At 40.4% G+C, this 17,465-nt stretch carries 17 protein-coding genes; 9 read left to right on the top strand and 8 right to left on the bottom strand.

What is annotated here, in order from left to right:
* Nucleotides 1-71 precede the first annotated feature (71 nt).
* Both DS737_RS03720 and lolA read right to left on the bottom strand, forming a co-directional pair.
* Entirely contained in the window at nt 72-836 is a 765-nt protein-coding gene (locus tag DS737_RS03720; RefSeq protein WP_113996799.1) for a DUF3298 domain-containing protein, read from the bottom strand.
* Nucleotides 837-955: 119 nt separating this feature from the next.
* Nucleotides 956-1,651 carry an outer membrane lipoprotein chaperone LolA gene (lolA, locus tag DS737_RS03715; RefSeq protein WP_004640412.1) on the bottom strand — a complete coding sequence of 232 codons (696 nt, stop codon included), beginning with the start codon at nt 1,649-1,651 and terminating at the stop codon, nt 956-958.
* A 292-nt stretch (nt 1,652-1,943) separates the two neighbouring features.
* Here lolA and DS737_RS03710 point away from each other — a divergent pair, with 292 nt between their 5' ends.
* Nucleotides 1,944-2,813 carry a pirin family protein gene (locus tag DS737_RS03710; RefSeq protein WP_113997954.1) on the top strand — a complete coding sequence of 290 codons (870 nt, stop codon included), beginning with the start codon at nt 1,944-1,946 and terminating at the stop codon, nt 2,811-2,813.
* A gap of 65 nt (nt 2,814-2,878) precedes the next feature.
* Here the strand turns inward: DS737_RS03710 and rpmA are convergent, their stop codons facing one another.
* Entirely contained in the window at nt 2,879-3,133 is a 255-nt protein-coding gene (gene rpmA / locus DS737_RS03705; protein WP_004640422.1) for a 50S ribosomal protein L27, read from the bottom strand.
* 18 nt (nt 3,134-3,151) lie between these two features.
* On the bottom strand, nt 3,152-3,463 hold the full coding sequence (gene rplU, locus DS737_RS03700) for a 50S ribosomal protein L21 (RefSeq protein WP_005083041.1): 312 nt from the start codon (nt 3,461-3,463) through the stop codon (nt 3,152-3,154).
* Nucleotides 3,464-3,910: 447 nt separating this feature from the next.
* On the opposite strand from rplU, the gene sdsA reads away from it, so the two are divergent.
* The 8 genes from sdsA to DS737_RS03660 all read left to right on the top strand — a co-directional run bounded on the left by sdsA (nt 3,911) and on the right by DS737_RS03660 (nt 14,531).
* Nucleotides 3,911-4,888, top strand: coding sequence for an All-trans-nonaprenyl-diphosphate synthase (gene sdsA / locus DS737_RS03695; protein WP_005083044.1), 978 nt, complete (start codon nt 3,911-3,913; stop codon nt 4,886-4,888).
* A 13-nt stretch (nt 4,889-4,901) separates the two neighbouring features.
* Nucleotides 4,902-6,944, top strand: a complete 2,043-nt coding sequence (locus tag DS737_RS03690) for a site-specific recombinase (RefSeq protein ID WP_004640429.1) — start codon at nt 4,902-4,904, stop codon at nt 6,942-6,944.
* 161 nt (nt 6,945-7,105) lie between these two features.
* Complete coding sequence (locus DS737_RS03685; RefSeq protein ID WP_005083047.1) at nt 7,106-7,756, top strand: phosphatase PAP2 family protein; 651 nt, start codon at nt 7,106-7,108, stop codon at nt 7,754-7,756.
* Nucleotides 7,743-8,966 (top strand): AdeA/AdeI family multidrug efflux RND transporter periplasmic adaptor subunit, encoded by a 1,224-nt coding sequence (locus DS737_RS03680; RefSeq protein ID WP_113996798.1) that lies wholly within the window; start codon nt 7,743-7,745, stop codon nt 8,964-8,966. The genes DS737_RS03685 and DS737_RS03680 overlap by 14 nt, the downstream gene beginning before the upstream one ends.
* 12 nt (nt 8,967-8,978) lie before the next feature.
* Nucleotides 8,979-12,155, top strand: a complete 3,177-nt coding sequence (gene adeJ, locus DS737_RS03675) for a multidrug efflux RND transporter permease subunit AdeJ (RefSeq protein WP_004640435.1) — start codon at nt 8,979-8,981, stop codon at nt 12,153-12,155.
* Complete coding sequence (adeK, locus tag DS737_RS03670; RefSeq protein WP_113996797.1) at nt 12,155-13,612, top strand: multidrug efflux RND transporter AdeIJK outer membrane channel subunit AdeK; 1,458 nt, start codon at nt 12,155-12,157, stop codon at nt 13,610-13,612. The genes adeJ and adeK overlap by 1 nt, the downstream gene beginning before the upstream one ends.
* Before the next feature lie 118 nt (nt 13,613-13,730).
* Nucleotides 13,731-14,081 carry a YbjQ family protein gene (locus tag DS737_RS03665; RefSeq protein ID WP_005083051.1) on the top strand — a complete coding sequence of 117 codons (351 nt, stop codon included), beginning with the start codon at nt 13,731-13,733 and terminating at the stop codon, nt 14,079-14,081.
* 9 nt (nt 14,082-14,090) lie between these two features.
* Nucleotides 14,091-14,531: a YbjQ family protein gene (locus DS737_RS03660; RefSeq protein WP_113996795.1), complete on the top strand. Its 441-nt coding sequence runs from the start codon at nt 14,091-14,093 to the stop codon at nt 14,529-14,531.
* Nucleotides 14,532-14,599: 68 nt separating this feature from the next.
* On the opposite strand, the gene DS737_RS03655 is transcribed toward DS737_RS03660, so the two are convergent.
* From DS737_RS03655 to DS737_RS03640, 4 genes are all read right to left on the bottom strand, one after another.
* Nucleotides 14,600-14,935, bottom strand: a complete 336-nt coding sequence (locus tag DS737_RS03655) for a hypothetical protein (RefSeq protein WP_113996794.1) — start codon at nt 14,933-14,935, stop codon at nt 14,600-14,602.
* 19 nt (nt 14,936-14,954) lie between these two features.
* A complete protein-coding gene (locus DS737_RS03650; RefSeq protein ID WP_113996793.1) occupies nt 14,955-15,761 on the bottom strand; it encodes an SDR family NAD(P)-dependent oxidoreductase in 807 nt (268 codons plus the stop codon).
* A gap of 12 nt (nt 15,762-15,773) precedes the next feature.
* Nucleotides 15,774-16,436 carry a hypothetical protein gene (locus tag DS737_RS03645; protein WP_100833928.1) on the bottom strand — a complete coding sequence of 221 codons (663 nt, stop codon included), beginning with the start codon at nt 16,434-16,436 and terminating at the stop codon, nt 15,774-15,776.
* Nucleotides 16,437-16,560: 124 nt separating this feature from the next.
* Nucleotides 16,561-17,241: a hypothetical protein gene (locus tag DS737_RS03640; protein ID WP_017394992.1), complete on the bottom strand. Its 681-nt coding sequence runs from the start codon at nt 17,239-17,241 to the stop codon at nt 16,561-16,563.
* Nucleotides 17,242-17,465: the final 224 nt, after the last annotated feature.

Here is a 17,465-nt window from a genome sequence, read left to right as displayed (position 1 = left end):
TAGTGTAAGGCTTTAACCTGAAAAAATACAGCATCTACCTCGTAATTGCAGATGCTGTATCTAGATTAAGATTAATTAGGGACTTTCGGTAGGCTTGGCAAGTATTCTGCCTTGATAAACTCTTTTGCTGCATAATAAGGTAAGATCAACTCACTCATACCTTCAGCATAAGATGCAAGCTCATAAAGTGGATAAACGAATACGATTCCATTGACCCCATAATAATAATTATCGCTGACTTGTAGTTGATCTTTCTTGATATTGTGCTCATCTAACCAATTTTGATTTGCAGCGTACAACTCGTCCCGCAGTTTTTGATCCATACCATCTTTAACCAAATCCTGTACACGAATATGTTTTTTATCGCTTAAATCAAAATTAACAAATTCTTGATGATACATCCCATGTGCAGCACCCGCGGGATAGGTATAGCTCTGAATCGCAAAAGTCGCCAAATTGTAATTTTGCCCAACAAAGCGAACATAAGTACTGCTTTCACTGAGTGCAGGCTCTCCCTCAGGAACTTTTACTTGTTGATCATTCAAATTTGCAAACGCATTTGGTTCTGCTTTTTTCATACGCGCTACAAAATAATCATCAATCCATTGCAGATTGGTTTTTACCGTTTGCAGATCATAGTTGGTACAACCATCCTCTAAACAGACTTTCTGTTTAGGTAACTCAACTGCCACAACTTGAGCCTGAACCAATGGGATATTGGTTTTCTCAACTTTAGGTGTCGTATCTGATTTTGGTTGGCAACCTGCTAATGCGAAAATGGTCAGTATAGGAATCAATGGAATTAATATTGATGATTTTGAGCTGTTCATTGTCATGCAAGTCTCTAATGTTTTTCTTCACTATACAAAGCCTTGCTCACAGATGAAATTAAAAAATGTATCTGACAAAAAGCCGCAATATCTGCGGCTTTTTTGAGATAACATCTATAGAAATATTATTGATCAATAATATCAGTGCCTTTTGGCGGCTCAAAATTAAATACAGAAGCAGGAATTGCTTGATTGACCTTCACATTACTGAAACGCACATAAGTGGTTTGACCCAATGAGTCTTGTAAAATCATCAAATTCGGTGCTCTATTCGCGCCAAAGCTGATTGTTAAACTTTGGAACGTGCTGTCATCCTGTTTTGGATACAAGGTATAATACAATTTCGTGCGATCGGGTTGTGTCACACGATAAGACTGCATGATTTGATTGGTATTTCCCGACAACAATAATGCAGGGGTATTTGCCACCTGATCATCTAGGTTTTGACGAATTGCCTGTTGTAGATCAGGATCATAAATCCACACTGTTTTCCCAGATGTGACAATCGTTTGTTTTGCTGGGCTAGTAATTTCCCAATAGAATTTACCTGGGCGTTCAACCTTCATCACACCTTTAAAAGTTTGATTCATGTGCTGAGCAGTAAGCCCGCGTTTTGGTGCAGCCTTATTGTTGCTTACTTTCGTTGTTTGTTCAAAGTCTGCAGTGAAGCGTTGCAAGCTTGATAATTGTTGAACCAAACTCGTCGTTGCCTGTTGAGCTGATGCCGCCACCGGTGCAGCAGACACCTGAATACTAACAACAGGCGCAAGTGTAATTGCACTTAAAGTTGTCGCGTAAGCTATTTTTTTCATAAAATTCATAAAATGAACCTTCTATCAGAGTTCTACTGTTATGACGACATCTTACTGTTTTTAATCACTAAAAAAATGAAGAAAAGCAGCGGTTTTGTGTAGTTCGTGTCGCAAAGTTCAGCATTATGTATGAAGTTACAGCCTTTATGTAGAAATTGTAATAAATAAAAATTCTATTCCTCGACCACAATTTATGAGTTTGATGCTATGACATTTTGGATAGAAATTATTGATAAAGAATGTACTAGACCATAGCTTACAGTTTGATAATCTAAGTCCAATGACACAAAAAGCCCGAACCATGAAAAGTCTTGCGTTTATTCATCGTAACGATACTCGTTTTGCTATTGGTGATTTTTATCCTGCCTTATCAGTATTTTCATATCATGAACTTGGAAATACTACTTCACCCTTTTTATTACTCGACCACCTTGGTCCTGGGCAATTAGAACCACAAAGCAATAAAAAAGGTGTCAATGAACATCCACATCGAGGTTTTGAAACCGTCACCTTTGTTTTTGCAGGAGAATTAGCGCATAAGGACTCTACAGGTCAAGGTGGCATTATTCAACCAGGCGATGTGCAATGGATGACCGCCGCTGCAGGTATTCAACATATCGAACAATTTAGCCCTGAGTTTCGTCAACAAGGCGGAAAGTTTGAAATGGTACAACTGTGGGTGAATCTGCCCGCTAAAGACAAAATGTCAGCGCCACGGTATCAAAGCCTATCCAATAGTGAAATTCCTAAATGCATACTTGATCATCAAGCAGGTTATATTCGTGTAGTCGCTGGTCAATATCGAACTACGCAAGGCATCGCCAAAACCTTTACCCCAATGAATATTTTTGACATTCATTTAAAAAAGAACCAGCAAATTACCCTCCCCGCAGAAGAAGGAACCACAACATTAATCTACTTGCGTAAAGGCAAAGCCATGTTTGCAGCGGATGAAGATCATCTTGAAGAACAAGCTCTAGCCGTGATGTCGAGTTTAGGTAGCGATGTTGAAATAACAGCGATTGAGGATTGTGATTTGTTATTTTTATCCGCCCAACCTTTAAATGAACCGATCAATGGACATGGCCCCTTTGTAATGAATAGTTATGATGAAATTCTTGAAGCCTATGATGATATTAAAACTGGAAAATTCGGCCACTATTCAAACTAAAAATCTTTTAAAATATATCCATAAAAAAACCCGCTTAACGCGGGCTTTTTTTGAACCATAAAAGCTTAAGCTTCAACAGTTACGTAGCGACGGCCAAATTGACCTTTCACTTCAAATTTTACTACGCCGTCAGCAGTAGCAAATAAAGTATGGTCACGGCCCATACCAACATTTGCACCAGCGTGGAACTCAGTACCACGTTGACGAACGATGATGTTACCAGCAGTTACAGTTTGACCACCGTAAACTTTAACACCTAACATCTTAGGATTCGAATCACGACCGTTTTTCGTCGATCCACCGGCTTTTTTAGTTGCCATGTCTATTTACTCCTCGTGTTAGCCTGCGATACCAGTAATTTTCAACTCGGTAAACCATTGACGGTGACCTTGTTGTTTACGGTAATGTTTACGACGACGCATTTTGATGATGCGGATTTTGTCGTGACGACCATGGCCAACTACTTCTGCAGTTACTTTTGCGCCAGCTACAACTGGAGCACCGATTTGAATGCTATCACCGTTTACAAGCATTAATACGTCATCAAACGTAATAGTTGCACCAGTTTCAGCTTTCAACAATTCAACTTTAAGGGTTTCACCCTCAACAACACGGTGCTGTTTACCACCGCTTTGGATTACTGCGTACATAATGTACTCCAACATGCCCGTGTCGTCGTGTCGATAAAGGGATATACCGAACTTAAAACGAACGCCACTGGGGTTATACAAGGGGACAAATTTTAAGTGAAAATTGATCAAACAACAAGTGATTTTGCATAAATGCATAGATCCGTATGCATTATTTTATTTTCCCAATAAAATCAAATAGATTAACCATACATTGTTTTGATTGATTCTTTTTGTGATTTGCAATACATTTTTAACCAACCCATTTGGCAATAACAAACTGTGTTTTAACAAAATCTAGAAACCGTCTTTTTCTCGGTCAGGAAGTCAATTTTTCTGCCTAAAATAAGACCAAAAAACACCTTACCCTGTTCTAAACGGCAAATAACCATATGTGTATCAATGTTTAGCAACAGATTAGTTGATACACTTAACGCACTCACTCATCTATACGAGGTTCTTCTTCATATGGTCATCGATTTCAAGCAAGACATTCTCTCCCCTGTTGCGACAGATTTTGCTGCGATGGATCACCTCATCAATGAAGGAATCAGTTCTAAAGTCGGCTTAGTAATGTCCGTGAGCAAGCATGTGGTTGAAGCTGGCGGCAAACGTATGCGCCCGATTATGTGTCTACTTGCTGCACGTGCATGTGGATTAACCAATATGCAGCAAGCTCAACACTTAGCCGCTGTCATTGAAATGTTGCATACCGCGACACTGGTGCATGATGATGTCGTCGATGAATCCAATTTACGACGAGGCCGCCCGACAGCCAATGCGACGTGGAATAATCAAACTGCGGTTTTGGTCGGTGATTTTTTGATTGCACGTGCATTTGACCTACTGGTCGATTTAAACAACATGACACTATTAAAAGATTTCTCAACGGGGACATGTGAGATTGCTGAAGGTGAAGTTTTACAACTCCAATCTCAACATCAACCAGACACCACAGAAGAAATCTATTTAAATATTATCCATGGTAAAACTTCACGTTTGTTTGAGCTTGCGACCGAAGGTGCAGCAATATTGGCAGGTACTGAAGAATATCGTGAACCGTTACGTCGCTTCGCTGGGCATTTTGGCAATGCATTCCAAATCATTGATGATATTTTAGATTACACCTCGGATGCAGAAACATTAGGTAAAAATATTGGTGATGATTTGATGGAAGGTAAACCAACTTTACCTTTAATTTCTGCACTGGCGCACTCAACAGGTGAAGATCATGCGATTATCCGTCGCAGTATCGCAACTGGTGGTATCGAACATCTGGATAAAGTGATTGAAATCGTTCATCACTCAGGTGGTTTGGATTATTGCCAAAAGCGTGCTCAACAAGAAACTGACGCGGCTTTAGAGGCACTGAAAGCACTGCCTGACAATGAATATCGTCAAGCACTGATGAATTTAACCTTGATGGCTTTACATCGACTACAATAATGTCTGACTGCTTATGCATTTAAATTTATCTGATTTATTTTTAAAAATGCAGGAACAGCTTGAGCACCCTCAAACTGTTCTTGATGAAAATCTCCTCATTGAATTGGTTAATCGCTTACGACCGAAAAACCCAAATGATGCAGATGAAGTAAAACAAAGAATTCATCATCTCATCAAAACATTGTTACTGACACCTACATCTGCCAATTTACTTCAGCATTTTTTGTTGAAGCTGATGAGCCAATATAAGCAAATTAGCTTATATGCAGATAGTGGAATCCTCTCTCTTGATGGTTTTTGGAATCAGCTTGGACAACGTTTAGGTGCGCACTTTCTTCCATTAGTTGAAGATGGGCAACAACTCACAACGCTTGTAGGCAAGGTCTTTCATCAAGAAACAGACAGTGAATGGCTAGATCTCATCGACAAACAAGATTGGTCTACATTGTTTAATTTGATTTGTGAAAGCTCAAATAGTAGTGCTGAAAAACAAGTTTCAAGCAATGAGTTGATCAAAGCCATTACGGTTTTATCCTATCGAATCAGTGGTATTGGGTTATATCCTGAGTTTATTAATGCTCAACCCGATATTACCGAATACGAATCACCATTCTTGGTACAAAACCGAGAAATAGTTGATTTTATAGAAAAATATAAAAAACAAGTTGATCAGCAAGATGCTGTTGCAGTTCTCCCACCGCTGGATGCATCACAAGCTTTCGTGATGCTTGATCAGTGTCGTGATGTGGTGATGAAAATTCGTCGTGCTACGAAGCGGATTGGTGTCAGTATTAGTTTGACTTATTTATTGTCATTATTAGAACAAGCCTTAGATCGTATTGAATTATTACTCAGCCTATTAGCAAGTAAAGACGAAGTAAAATATCTTGCTCTGGGTGAATTAATAACAGATCTAACTAAAGCGCATTACGATAGTCGAAGCGTTCGTCATCTCCTATCCTCTACCAGTGAATTAATCGCCTTACAGGTAACAGAAAACGCGAGTAAAACCGGCGAACATTACGTAAGTACCGACAAAGCTGGCTTCTTTGGCATGTACAAAGCAGCAGCTGGTGCAGGTGCCATTATTGCCACCATGGCAACCTTAAAAATTCTGACTGCACGTTTGGTGTTAGCACCGTTTACCCATGCTTTTTTATATAGCATGAACTATTCACTCGGTTTCATGTTGATCCATGTGTTGCATTTTACTGTTGCAACCAAACAACCCGCCATGACTGCGGCTGCGCTAGCGTCTACTGTACAACAGCAAAAAGGTAGCCGAACCGCTCAAATTGCAGAGTTAGCTGCGCTAATTATTAATATCATTCGAACACAGTTTATTGCCATTTTAGGTAATATTTCGATTGCGATTCCTGTCGCCGCGCTGATCACATTTTCATGGCAGTTTTATTTGGATGAGCCACTATTAAATCATGCTAAATCAGCAGCGCTATTACATAGTCTCAATCCATTCACCTCGCTTGCTGTACCACATGCTGCAATCGCAGGTGTATGCTTGTTCCTTTCAGGTTTAATTGCTGGTTACTTTGATAATTTAGCTGTCTATCGAAAAGTTGGTCCTCGACTCAAACAACATCGTCGCTTGAAACGCTGGATGGGACAAGAACGTTTAGACAAATTTGCCAACTATATTGAAACCAATTTAGGTGCTTTAGGTGGTAACTTTCTCTTCGGTATCATGCTTGGGAGCATGGGAACCATTGGTTTTATCCTAGGATTACCTTTAGATATTCGTCATATTGCCTTCGCATCAGCAAACTTTATTCAAGGTTTGATGACCATTGGTTCTCCTGACATTGCATTGATTATTGTGTCATTCCTAGGCGTGTTATTGATCGGTTTAACCAACTTATTCGTCAGTTTTACTTTAACGATTATTGTGGCTTTACGTGCACGTCGAGTCCGTTTTTCACAATGGAAACCACTGGCACATTTGGTGATGACTCATTTCCTTACAAGACCAAGTGACTTCTTTTGGCCACCTAAACAACCCGTTGAAGTACAGGAAAAAACGACCACCGAGAAAAAATGAGATATCAATCAAATTTTGTTATGTTTTTTTACTAAACCTTAAAAAAACTTGAAAATGAAATTATCATAAAATTTCAATGCTTGACCAAAAGTGTACTCTTGAGTACACTTCAAAACACTCTACAACCCTTAAAATGGTTAAGCAAAAAAACTGAGGTTCGCATGCCGTACCTACTACTTTGTATTGGTTGCATTTTTTTAGTTTTAGGTGTGATTGGGCTGATTCACCCCTCTACATCAAACTTAGATCTTTTGAGTGTTCAAATGCTATTTGAACACCGTTTTTCCGTGCTTGATCATGTGGCGATCCTACTTTCTCAATTGGGCGGAATGCCCTTTTTAATCGTTTTAATTACATTTTTGTGCATATATCAAACTTGGATGAAAAATTATAAAAGTTTAGTTTTTATCGCATTGAGTGTAATCGGAAGTATTGCTATTGGTTGGCTCCTAAAATGGGGGATTGATCGACCTAGACCTTTAGAGTTTTATCATTTGGTCCAAAGCTATGGCGCCTCATTCCCAAGCGGTCATAGCCTTTACGCGGCAACCCTAGCGAGCTTAGCGTTGTTATTGTGTCAACAACATCGATATCGCCTATTTGTCATTTTAATCGCAACGTTATGGATTATGGTGATGGGTATATCAAGAGTCTACTTAGGAGTGCATTACCCAACAGATGTGCTCTCAGGCTGGGGAATTGGATTAATTTGGACTTCGTTGCTTTGGTTATGGCTGTACCAAAGCAACTTCAACAACAATTTGTTTTTTAGATCAAAATCTAAATTGAGGTGGAACAATGATGTCGGCTAAGCTTTGGGCTCCTGCCCTAACTGCTTGCGCATTAGCAACAAGCATCGCGCTTGTTGGTTGTAGCAAAGATACAAATGATGCACAGCAAGCTGCTGCTGCACAACAAATGCCACCTGCTGAGGTTGGTGTAATTGTAGCTCAACCGCAAAGTATTGAACAAAACGTTGAACTTTCAGGTCGAACATCTGCTTATCAAATTTCAGAAGTTCGCCCACAAACCAGTGGTGTGATCTTAAAACGCTTGTTTACCGAAGGCAGTTATGTCTCTGAAGGTCAAGCGCTTTATGAGCTTGACTCACGTGCAAATCGCGCAGCTTTAGACAATGCCAAAGCTGCACTTTTGCAACAACAAGCAAACCTAAGCTCATTACGTACCAAATTAAATCGTTATCAACAACTTGTTTCTAGCAACGCAGTCTCTAAACAAGAATATGATGACTTACTTGGTCAAGTACGTGTTTCCGAAGCGCAAGTTGCTGCTGCTCAAGCACAAGTGAAAAATGCAGAAGTTGATTTTGGTTATTCAACCATCCGCTCACCGATTTCTGGACAATCTGGTCGTTCATCCGTAACGGCTGGTGCGTTGGTGACTGCCAATCAAACTGCACCATTGGTCACGATTCAACAACTTGATCCAATCTACGTTGATATTAATCAATCCAGTGCGGAACTTTTGCGCTTACGTCAACAATTGAGCAAAGGCAGTTTAAGCAACAGCAATAACACCAAGGTAAAGTTAAAACTTGAAGATGGTTCAACCTATCCGATTGAAGGTCAATTAACCTTCTCAGATGCGTCTGTAAACCAAGATACAGGTACAGTTACTTTACGTGCAGTGTTCTCAAACCCAAATCATTTGCTGCTTCCGGGTATGTATACAACAGCACAAATCGTGCAAGGTCTTGTACCTAACGCTTATCTAATTCCTCAAGCGGCTGTAGCGCGCTTACCAACAGGACAAGCAACAGTCATGATCGTCAATGACAAAGGCGCTGTTGAAACTCGCCCTATTGATACAGCAGGTGTTCAAGGTCAAAACTGGATTGTTACCAATGGTCTTAAGGCTGGTGACAAGGTAATTGTTGAAGGCGCTGCTAAAGTCAAAGATGGCCAAGAAGTTTCAGCAAAACCTTATCAGGCCCAACCAGCAAATGAAAAGAATGCTGCGCAACCTGCTCAAGCAGAGCAAAAAGCAACTGTAAAAGCATAAGGGGCACATTGAATGGCTCAATTTTTTATCCATCGCCCCATATTTGCGTGGGTGATCGCATTAGTCATCATGTTGGCAGGGATATTAACCTTGTCAAAGATGCCTATTGCCCAGTATCCAACGATTGCTCCGCCAACCGTTACGATTTCTGCAACTTATCCGGGTGCATCAGCTGAAACTGTTGAAAACACCGTAACCCAGATCATTGAACAACAGATGAATGGTCTAGATGGTTTACGTTATATTTCATCAAACAGTTCTGGTAATGGTCAAGCATCGATCGAGCTTAACTTTGAGCAAGGTATCGATCCTGATATTGCACAAGTTCAAGTACAAAATAAATTGCAATCCGCAACAGCGCTTTTGCCTGAAGATGTACAACGTCAAGGTGTAACTGTTACTAAATCTGGTGCAAGTTTCTTACAAGTTCTTGCATTTTATTCACCAGATAACAGCATGTCTGACTCTGACATTAAAGACTATGTAAACTCATCAATCAAAGAACCGATTAGTCGTGTTGCTGGTGTTGGTGAAGTCCAAGTCTTTGGTGGTTCTTATGCGATGCGTATTTGGCTTGATCCAGCAAAACTGACCAACTATCAACTTACACCAAGTGATGTTGCTCGTGCATTACAAGCTCAAAACTCTCAAGTTGCTGTTGGTCAGCTCGGTGGTGCACCTGCGGTAAAAGATCAAGTGATCAATGCTACGGTGAATGCGCAAAGCTTATTGCAAACGCCTGAACAGTTTAAAAATATCTTCTTAAAAAACACAGCTTCTGGTGCTGAAGTTCGCTTAAAGGACGTTGCTCGAGTAGAGCTGGGTTCAGATACTTATGCATTTAACTCTATGTTTAATGGTAAACCTGCTGGTGGTCTTGCGATCAAGATGGCAACAGGTTCCAATGCACTTGATACCGCTGCTGCTGTTGAAGAGCGTTTAACTGAATTACGTAAGAATTACCCAGCAGGTCTTGAAGACAAACTGGCATATGACACCACACCATTTATCAAGCTCTCAATCGAAAGTGTTGTACACACACTGATTGAAGCGGTGATTTTGGTATTCATCGTGATGTTCCTGTTCTTACAGAACTGGCGTGCGACAATTATTCCAACGTTGGCGATCCCTGTGGTTGTACTCGGTACATTTGCAGTGATTAACATTTTTGGATTCTCGATCAATACTTTAACCATGTTTGCAATGGTGCTGGCGATTGGTCTACTGGTCGATGACGCGATTGTTGTGGTTGAGAACGTCGAACGTGTAATGACTGAAGAGCATACTGATCCTGTCACATCAACTGAAAAATCCATGAAACAAATCTCTGGTGCACTAATTGGTATCACCAGTGTATTAAGTGCGGTATTCGTACCGATGGCATTTTTTAGTGGTACGACTGGGGTAATTTATCGTCAGTTCTCGATCACGCTCGTTACGGCAATGGTTCTATCATTGATCGTTGCGCTCACCTTTACCCCTGCTCTTTGTGCAACATTGTTAAAACAGCATGATCCAAATAAAGCACCGAGTAACAGTATTTTTGCTCGCTTCTTTAGATGGTTTAACCATAGCTTTGACCGCGTATCGCATGGCTATCAGAACGGCGTAAGTCGTATGTTAAAAGCCAAAATCTTTTCAGGTGTGCTCTATGCCGTTGTGATTGGTTTATTGGTGTTCATGTTCCAAAAACTCCCTTCTTCATTCCTACCAGAAGAAGATCAGGGTGTTGTCATGACATTAGTACAACTACCGCCAAATGCAACGCTTGATCGTACCGATAAAGTTATTGATACCATGACCAACTTCTTTATGAAGGAAGAAGATACTGTTGAATCAATCTTTACTGTATCAGGCTTCTCATTTACAGGGATTGGTCAAAATGCAGGTATCGGCTTTATTAAGCTAAAAGACTGGAAGGATCGTACCACTGCGGAAACGCAAATTGGCGCATTGATTCAACGTGGTATGGCACTCAATATGATCGTCAAAGACGCATCATACATCATGCCATTACAGCTTCCAGCAATGCCTGAATTGGGTGTCACTGCTGGTTTCAACCTACAGTTGAAAGACTCAGCGGGTCAAGGTCACGAAAAACTGATTGCTGCACGTAATACAATTTTAGGTTTAGCATCTCAAGACAAACGACTGGTTGGCGTGCGTCCAAATGGTCAAGAAGATACACCGCAATATCAAATTATGATCGACCAAGCACAAGCGGGTGCAATGGGTGTTAGCATTGCTGACATCAACAGCACCATGAGCATGGCGTGGGGTGGTTCATATATTAATGACTTTATCGATCGTGGTCGTGTGAAGAAAGTTTATGTTCAAGGTGAAGCGGATAGCCGTATGATGCCTGAAGACTTAAACAAGTGGTATGTGCGTAACAATGTAGGTGAAATGGTTCCGTTCTCTGCGTTTGCAACAGGTAAATGGACCTATGGTTCTCCTCGTCTTGAACGTTATAACGGCGTGTCATCGGTGAACATTCAAGGTACACCAGCACCAGGAACAAGCTCTGGTGACTCGATGAAAGCCATGGAAGAAATTATTGCGAAACTTCCATCAATGGGCTTACAAGGTTTCGATTATGAATGGACAGGCTTATCTCTCGAAGAACGTGAGTCTGGTGCTCAAGCGCCATTCCTTTATGCGCTTTCTTTATTGATCGTATTCTTATGCTTAGCAGCATTATATGAAAGCTGGTCTATCCCGTTCTCTGTCTTACTTGTGGTTCCACTTGGTATTATCGGTGCGATTCTCTTAACTTACTTTGGTATGGTACTGAAGGATGATCCAAATCTTTCAAATAACATCTACTTCCAAGTGGCAATCATTGCTGTAATTGGTCTATCGGCTAAGAATGCGATCTTGATTGTAGAGTTTGCAAAAGACTTGCAAGAACAAGGTGAAGAGTTACTAGAAGCAACATTGCACGCAGCAAAAATGCGTCTACGTCCAATTATCATGACCACACTTGCCTTCGGCTTTGGTGTACTGCCACTTGCATTATCTTCTGGTGCAGGTGCTGGTAGTCAGCATTCAGTAGGTTACGGTGTATTGGGTGGTGTACTCTCTTCAACACTTCTAGGTATTTTCTTCATCCCTGTATTCTTCGTGTGGATTCGTAGTATCTTTAAGTACAAACCAAAAACTATAAACATTCAGGAGCATAAATCGTGATGCAAACAGTATGGTCTATTTCAGGTCGTAGCATTGCGGTATCTGCACTTGCGCTTGCTTTGACTGCATGTCAAAGCATGCGCGGCCCAGAACCGGTCGTGAAAACCGATATTCCAGAAAGCTATGCATATAACAGCGCTTCTGGTCCTTCTATCGCAGAACAAGGTTATAAACAGTTCTTTTCCGATCCTCGTTTAATCGAAGTGATTGATTTAGCATTGACCAATAACCGTGATCTGCGTACTGCAGCGCTCAATATTGAACGTGCTCAACAACAGTATCGAATTACTGAAAACAATCAGCTTCCAACGATTGGTGCGAGTGGCAGTGCGATTCGTCAGGTTACACCTACACGTGATCCAAACAACCCATATTCAACTTATCAAGTAGGTTTGGGTGTCACTGCTTATGAGCTTGATTTTTGGGGTCGCGTGCGCAGCCTAAAAGATGCAGCTTTAGATAATTATCTAGCCACTCAAAGTGCACGTGATTCGACGCAAATCAGTTTGATTAGTCAAGTCACTCAAGCTTGGTTAAATTATTCATTTGCAACAGCGAACTTAAAACTTGCTGAGCAAACCTTTAAAGCGCAACAAGAGTCTTATAATCTGAACAAACGACGCTTTGATGTTGGTATCGACAGTGAAGTTCCGTTACGTCAGGCTCAGATCTCAGTTGAAACAGCACGCAATGACGTTGCAAATTACAAGACACAAATTGCACAAGCAGCAAACTTACTGAATCTTCTAGTAGGTCAACCTGTACCGCAAAACTTGTTGCCTGTGCAACCTGTTAAACGTGTTACTCAGCAGAATGTATTTGCTACTGGTTTGCCAAGTGACTTACTGAACAACCGTCCAGATGTCAAAGCAGCCGAATATCAATTAAGTGCTGCCGGCGCCAATATTGGTGCGGCAAAAGCACAGTTGTTCCCAAGCATTAGCTTGACAGGTACTGCTGGCTACGCCTCAACTGATTTAAGTGATTTATTTAAGTCTGCAAATAGCATGTGGTCAATCGGGCCAAGCCTTGATATGCCAATTTTTGACTGGGGTACACGTCGTGCCAATGTCAAAATCTCTGAAACTGATCAGAAAATTGCATTGTCTAACTATGAAAAGTCTGTGCAATCTGCTTTCCGTGAAGTGAACGATGCCCTTGCAACACGCGCTAACATTGGTGAACGTCTTGCAGCACAACAACGTTTGGTTGAAGCCACCAATACAACTTATAAACTTTCAAATGCACGATTCCGTGCTGGGATTGATAGTTATTTGACTGTACTGGATGCGCAACGATCAGCATACGCAGCAGAACAAGGTTTATTGTTATTGCAACAAGCTGAACAGAACAATCAAATTGAACTGTACAAAACACTGGGCGGTGGTTTAAAAGCATCAACCAATGAAACAGTCACACTTCAACCTTCAAGTTCTGAAAAGTACTACAACAAGTAGCAAATAGCCTTTCGGTTATTTTCTAAAAAAGCTCACTGCAAATCAGTGAGCTTTTTTTATTGCAAGTTGAGTCAATATTTCTTATCTTCAAAAAGAATTTTTAATGGTCAAAAAAATAATGTTATTGAGCAATTTAGAATCTGTACCCGGTCATACGATCTTACGCCAACTCGACGTCGTTTATGGCAGCACAGTACGCAGTAAACATGTCGGACGCGATTTTCTCGCGGGCTTAAAAAACATTGTTGGTGGCGAATTAACTGCGTATACCGAACTGTTAGAAGAATCTCGCCAAGAAGCCATGCAACGCATGATCGATAAAGCACAAAGTCTAGGTGCAAATGCAGTCGTTGGTATTCGTTTCTCAACATCGAGTATTACACAAGGTGCATCTGAGTTATTTGTCTACGGCACCGCTGTCGTGGTGCAACCGATCGCACCCAAACTCCCAGATCCATTTAGTTCATAGGAATACCAAATGGATGGCTTAATTTTTCAGATTGTCATTTTTCTCATTTTATTCTCTGTAGGCTGGGGATTTGGTCGTTATAACGAACAAAAACACTTAAGAGAACTGGACGAAAATGAACGTCTATTGGCAGATATCCACATCGATAGTCGCCGCTTTGCAAGTAGTGAACATCCAGGACACTTAATTAGCAGTAATGTCGTGATCTCACATGATTATTTTAAATTCATCCTTGCATCAATTAAAAATATTTTAGGTGGTCGCTTAACCAGTTATGAAAGTATCGTTGAACGTGCACGCCGAGAAGCGATTGTACGTTTGAAGCAACAAGCGAAAGCCATAGGTGGCCATCAAATTTTAGGGGTACGTTTAAGTACTACTGAAATGGGCATGCAAGGTGGCATGGTTGAAGTATTTGCTTATGGAACGGTGATTGTAGAGCCACAATAATACGCCTTGCCGTCAAAAACCGCCTTGCTCTTTATGCTTGGGATTTTATTCTAGACTTGTCTGAGTTATTACATGAGGGTTAAAGAAAAAATCAAACATAGAGACAAGGCGGCAAATATCCAATTCATTACGGACAATGCTTTTGGATATTTCTTTATCAAGATCGGCAATGTAATTAAGCACAGTATATAAATCAAAGGTGCGATGATCATGAGCCATCCAATCCACGCATATCCACTCGCCCCTTCAAAATTAGAGACATTGTTTATCGTCACCAATAACAGCGCAACCAACCCAGCAATAAAAATACTCACCGGGACAGCAAATAACAGATAAAGAATAATTGAGAGAAGTGATACACGCTTTTTTATGAGTGAATGTGTCTCATTGGCATCACCTTTCATTTTCAACCTATTCTCCCCACTACTTCACTTTACTCTTACGGATCATTTTATATAGCAAACTTGGGGATAAACGAGAGACGAACACACCGAGTTGCTCTTTTTTACCACCAACGACAATGTATTCCTCTCCCGCCATCAATGATGCAACCACGCGCTCTGCAAAAATATCAGCGTCTAATCCATTCTCAATCGCTTCATCTTGATGCCCTTGTGGCTTTCCTTCTCCATTTAACGCATTAAAGGAAACATTGGTTTTCACAAAACCTGGGAACACCACAGAAACCTGTACCCCCTGTTTTGCAACTTCGGCACGCAGACTATTCGCCCACATATGAATCGCAGCTTTTGCCGCAGAATAACTGGCTCGATATTGTGTCCCTAATAGTCCAGCAACACTCGAAACAAATACCACTCGACCTGATTTCTGTTTCAGGAAAGTCGGGAGCACCGTTTTGGTCAGAAACACTTGTGAAAAGTAATCCACCTCCATGATGGCACGTTCTGTTTGCATCGTTGTATCTTGGATCAAAGCACGCTGACTTAAACCTGCATTATTGATCAACCAGTCGATGCGTCCCTTACATGCCAATACTTGCTCATACGCATGTCGAACTTGTGATTCATCGGTAATATCGGCAGCAATCGAAATATGTTGTTCTGGCTTAAATAAACCGACGCGCACTGACTCCAATTCATCATAACGGCGTGAAGTTAAGACCACCTGAGCACCTTGTAATGCGCATTCACGAGCCAAAGCTTTGCCCAAACCAGAAGATGCACCGGTGATCCAAACTATTTTATTTTCAAGACTTTTTAGCTTTGCCATATTTTTCCCTACCTATGCTTGCTGGCGCATAAACTTTAGAAAATAATCAACATAAGTCGATGCCATCTGTTGATCAAGTTGAGTGCCTAATTTTTCTAAGCGCTTGTAACCAAGATGCGTTGTCATATTGATCACGCCATTTAAGGTTTTATCAACGACAAAGTTAAATTTTAAACATTTTTTCGGCTCTCGAATCAGATGGGTTACCCCAACATCAATTACCTCTGTTAAAAGTTTGAGTGCGTGCTGAATTTCTTGTTGATTACCCACAGCTAATTTTTGTGCAGATGCCGTAACCTGCTGAGCGAGTTGCGACTCTACTGGATAAGTCATGTAAATATGATCATCTTCGATTTGCAACGTTTTGGATAAGTATTCAACCAGTGGAATGAGACGGTCATTTCCAAAAAAGGATACAGACCAAGGCATATATTTGCGAATCGCCTCTAGAATCTGCTGAATCACTTTTTCAGACTCGCCTGTTTTTGAATGCTGTTGGTTTTCTTGTAGTAACACCATAAAAACTTGTTCAATCACCTCACAAGCCATTTCAGACAATACATTACCCAACGCATTGGCCTGACTTTCTTTATTACCCTGCAATAATTGCGTTCGAATATGCGCAAATCTTGCATAAGTATCTGCATGAATACTTAAATAAACAGCGGTCTTCATCCTCACAACCTTAATTCTTTGAGTTCCGTAAATAAAAAAGACTTGTCAAAACAAGCCTTTTTCAAATTTAAAAGTAAAAATCTATTCTATCATTTTGGCTTTTACTTCATGAATGTAGCACAACCTAATTCGGTTCTGTATGCATAAATGCCAAAAAATGGTTAACGCACGCTGTAGCAGCCCCTGTATCCACTTGCTCGCCCATTTTTTCAAGTCGCTTATAACTTAAATTTGCAGTGAGATTGATGACACCATTGAGTGTTTTATCGACTACACGATTAAAATTAAGACATTTTTTCGGTTCACGAATCAGATTGGTGACCCCCAAATCCACGATTTGAATCAGTGTTTGAAATACATCCATCATGTCTTGAGTTTCATTATTTTTTAATTGCTCAACCAAAGCATGTGCTTGTTGGACCAAATGATGATCAATGGGATACGATACATATACTTGTTCATCATGATATTTAATCATATTGGAAAAATAATTGACGAATGGACATAAACGTTCATTGCCAAATAATGCAATCGACCACGGCATGTATTTTCGAACTGCAGCAATAATTTGTTGAATGATTTTTTCTGATTCTACGGTGTATTTCTGAGTTAAATGGGTTGGTTTTCGATTTTGGATCAACAGTACTGAAAAAACTTGTTCCACAATATCGCAAGCGATTTCAGATAACACCTCACCCAACACACGCGATTGATTTTCATCACTCCCTGTATTTAATCGTTGGCGTATCGCCTCAAACTGGCTATAGGTCGTCGTATTAATTTTTAATAGGATTGAATAGCTCATTGAAATCATCCTTTTCTTAGTTTTAGCATTGTTATTTTGTTGTTTTATGCATCAACATTATTTAATTATGTGATCCAATACACATAAATTTAACTTTTTATTATCAAAAAACCAACGCATTTCGTCGGCTTATTTAAACTTTGTAAAATTATTTAAGCAGATACGCTTTGCCAGCGGTGAAATGCCAACAGATTCGATAGATTTTTGCTACAATAGATGCAATT

It is taken from the genome of Acinetobacter haemolyticus (assembly GCF_003323815.1).
In the GTDB taxonomy this organism is placed as follows: domain Bacteria; phylum Pseudomonadota; class Gammaproteobacteria; order Pseudomonadales; family Moraxellaceae; genus Acinetobacter; species Acinetobacter haemolyticus.
The sequence above is the reverse complement of the archived record's forward strand: the minus strand, read 5'-3'. Positions and strand labels throughout refer to the sequence as shown.

What these genes read in the sequence shown, in the direction of transcription:
- DS737_RS03685 (WP_005083047.1), top strand. Translation starts at nt 7,106, where the DNA reads ATGCCGTACCTACTACTTTGTATTGGTTGCATTTTTTTAGTTTTAGGT.
- DS737_RS03655 (WP_113996794.1), bottom strand. Translation starts at nt 14,935, where the DNA reads ATGAAAGGTGATGCCAATGAGACACATTCACTCATAAAAAAGCGTGTA.
- adeK (WP_113996797.1), top strand. Translation starts at nt 12,155, where the DNA reads ATGCAAACAGTATGGTCTATTTCAGGTCGTAGCATTGCGGTATCTGCA.
- DS737_RS03640 (WP_017394992.1), bottom strand. Translation starts at nt 17,241, where the DNA reads ATGAGCTATTCAATCCTATTAAAAATTAATACGACGACCTATAGCCAG.
- DS737_RS03660 (WP_113996795.1), top strand. Translation starts at nt 14,091, where the DNA reads ATGGATGGCTTAATTTTTCAGATTGTCATTTTTCTCATTTTATTCTCT.
- rpmA (WP_004640422.1), bottom strand. Translation starts at nt 3,133, where the DNA reads ATGGCAACTAAAAAAGCCGGTGGATCGACGAAAAACGGTCGTGATTCG.
- DS737_RS03645 (WP_100833928.1), bottom strand. Translation starts at nt 16,436, where the DNA reads ATGAAGACCGCTGTTTATTTAAGTATTCATGCAGATACTTATGCAAGA.
- DS737_RS03720 (WP_113996799.1), bottom strand. Translation starts at nt 836, where the DNA reads ATGACAATGAACAGCTCAAAATCATCAATATTAATTCCATTGATTCCT.
- DS737_RS03650 (WP_113996793.1), bottom strand. Translation starts at nt 15,761, where the DNA reads ATGGCAAAGCTAAAAAGTCTTGAAAATAAAATAGTTTGGATCACCGGT.
- adeJ (WP_004640435.1), top strand. Translation starts at nt 8,979, where the DNA reads ATGGCTCAATTTTTTATCCATCGCCCCATATTTGCGTGGGTGATCGCA.
- DS737_RS03680 (WP_113996798.1), top strand. Translation starts at nt 7,743, where the DNA reads ATGATGTCGGCTAAGCTTTGGGCTCCTGCCCTAACTGCTTGCGCATTA.
- DS737_RS03665 (WP_005083051.1), top strand. Translation starts at nt 13,731, where the DNA reads ATGTTATTGAGCAATTTAGAATCTGTACCCGGTCATACGATCTTACGC.
- lolA (WP_004640412.1), bottom strand. Translation starts at nt 1,651, where the DNA reads ATGAATTTTATGAAAAAAATAGCTTACGCGACAACTTTAAGTGCAATT.
- rplU (WP_005083041.1), bottom strand. Translation starts at nt 3,463, where the DNA reads ATGTACGCAGTAATCCAAAGCGGTGGTAAACAGCACCGTGTTGTTGAG.
- sdsA (WP_005083044.1), top strand. Translation starts at nt 3,911, where the DNA reads ATGGTCATCGATTTCAAGCAAGACATTCTCTCCCCTGTTGCGACAGAT.
- DS737_RS03710 (WP_113997954.1), top strand. Translation starts at nt 1,944, where the DNA reads ATGAAAAGTCTTGCGTTTATTCATCGTAACGATACTCGTTTTGCTATT.
- DS737_RS03690 (WP_004640429.1), top strand. Translation starts at nt 4,902, where the DNA reads ATGCATTTAAATTTATCTGATTTATTTTTAAAAATGCAGGAACAGCTT.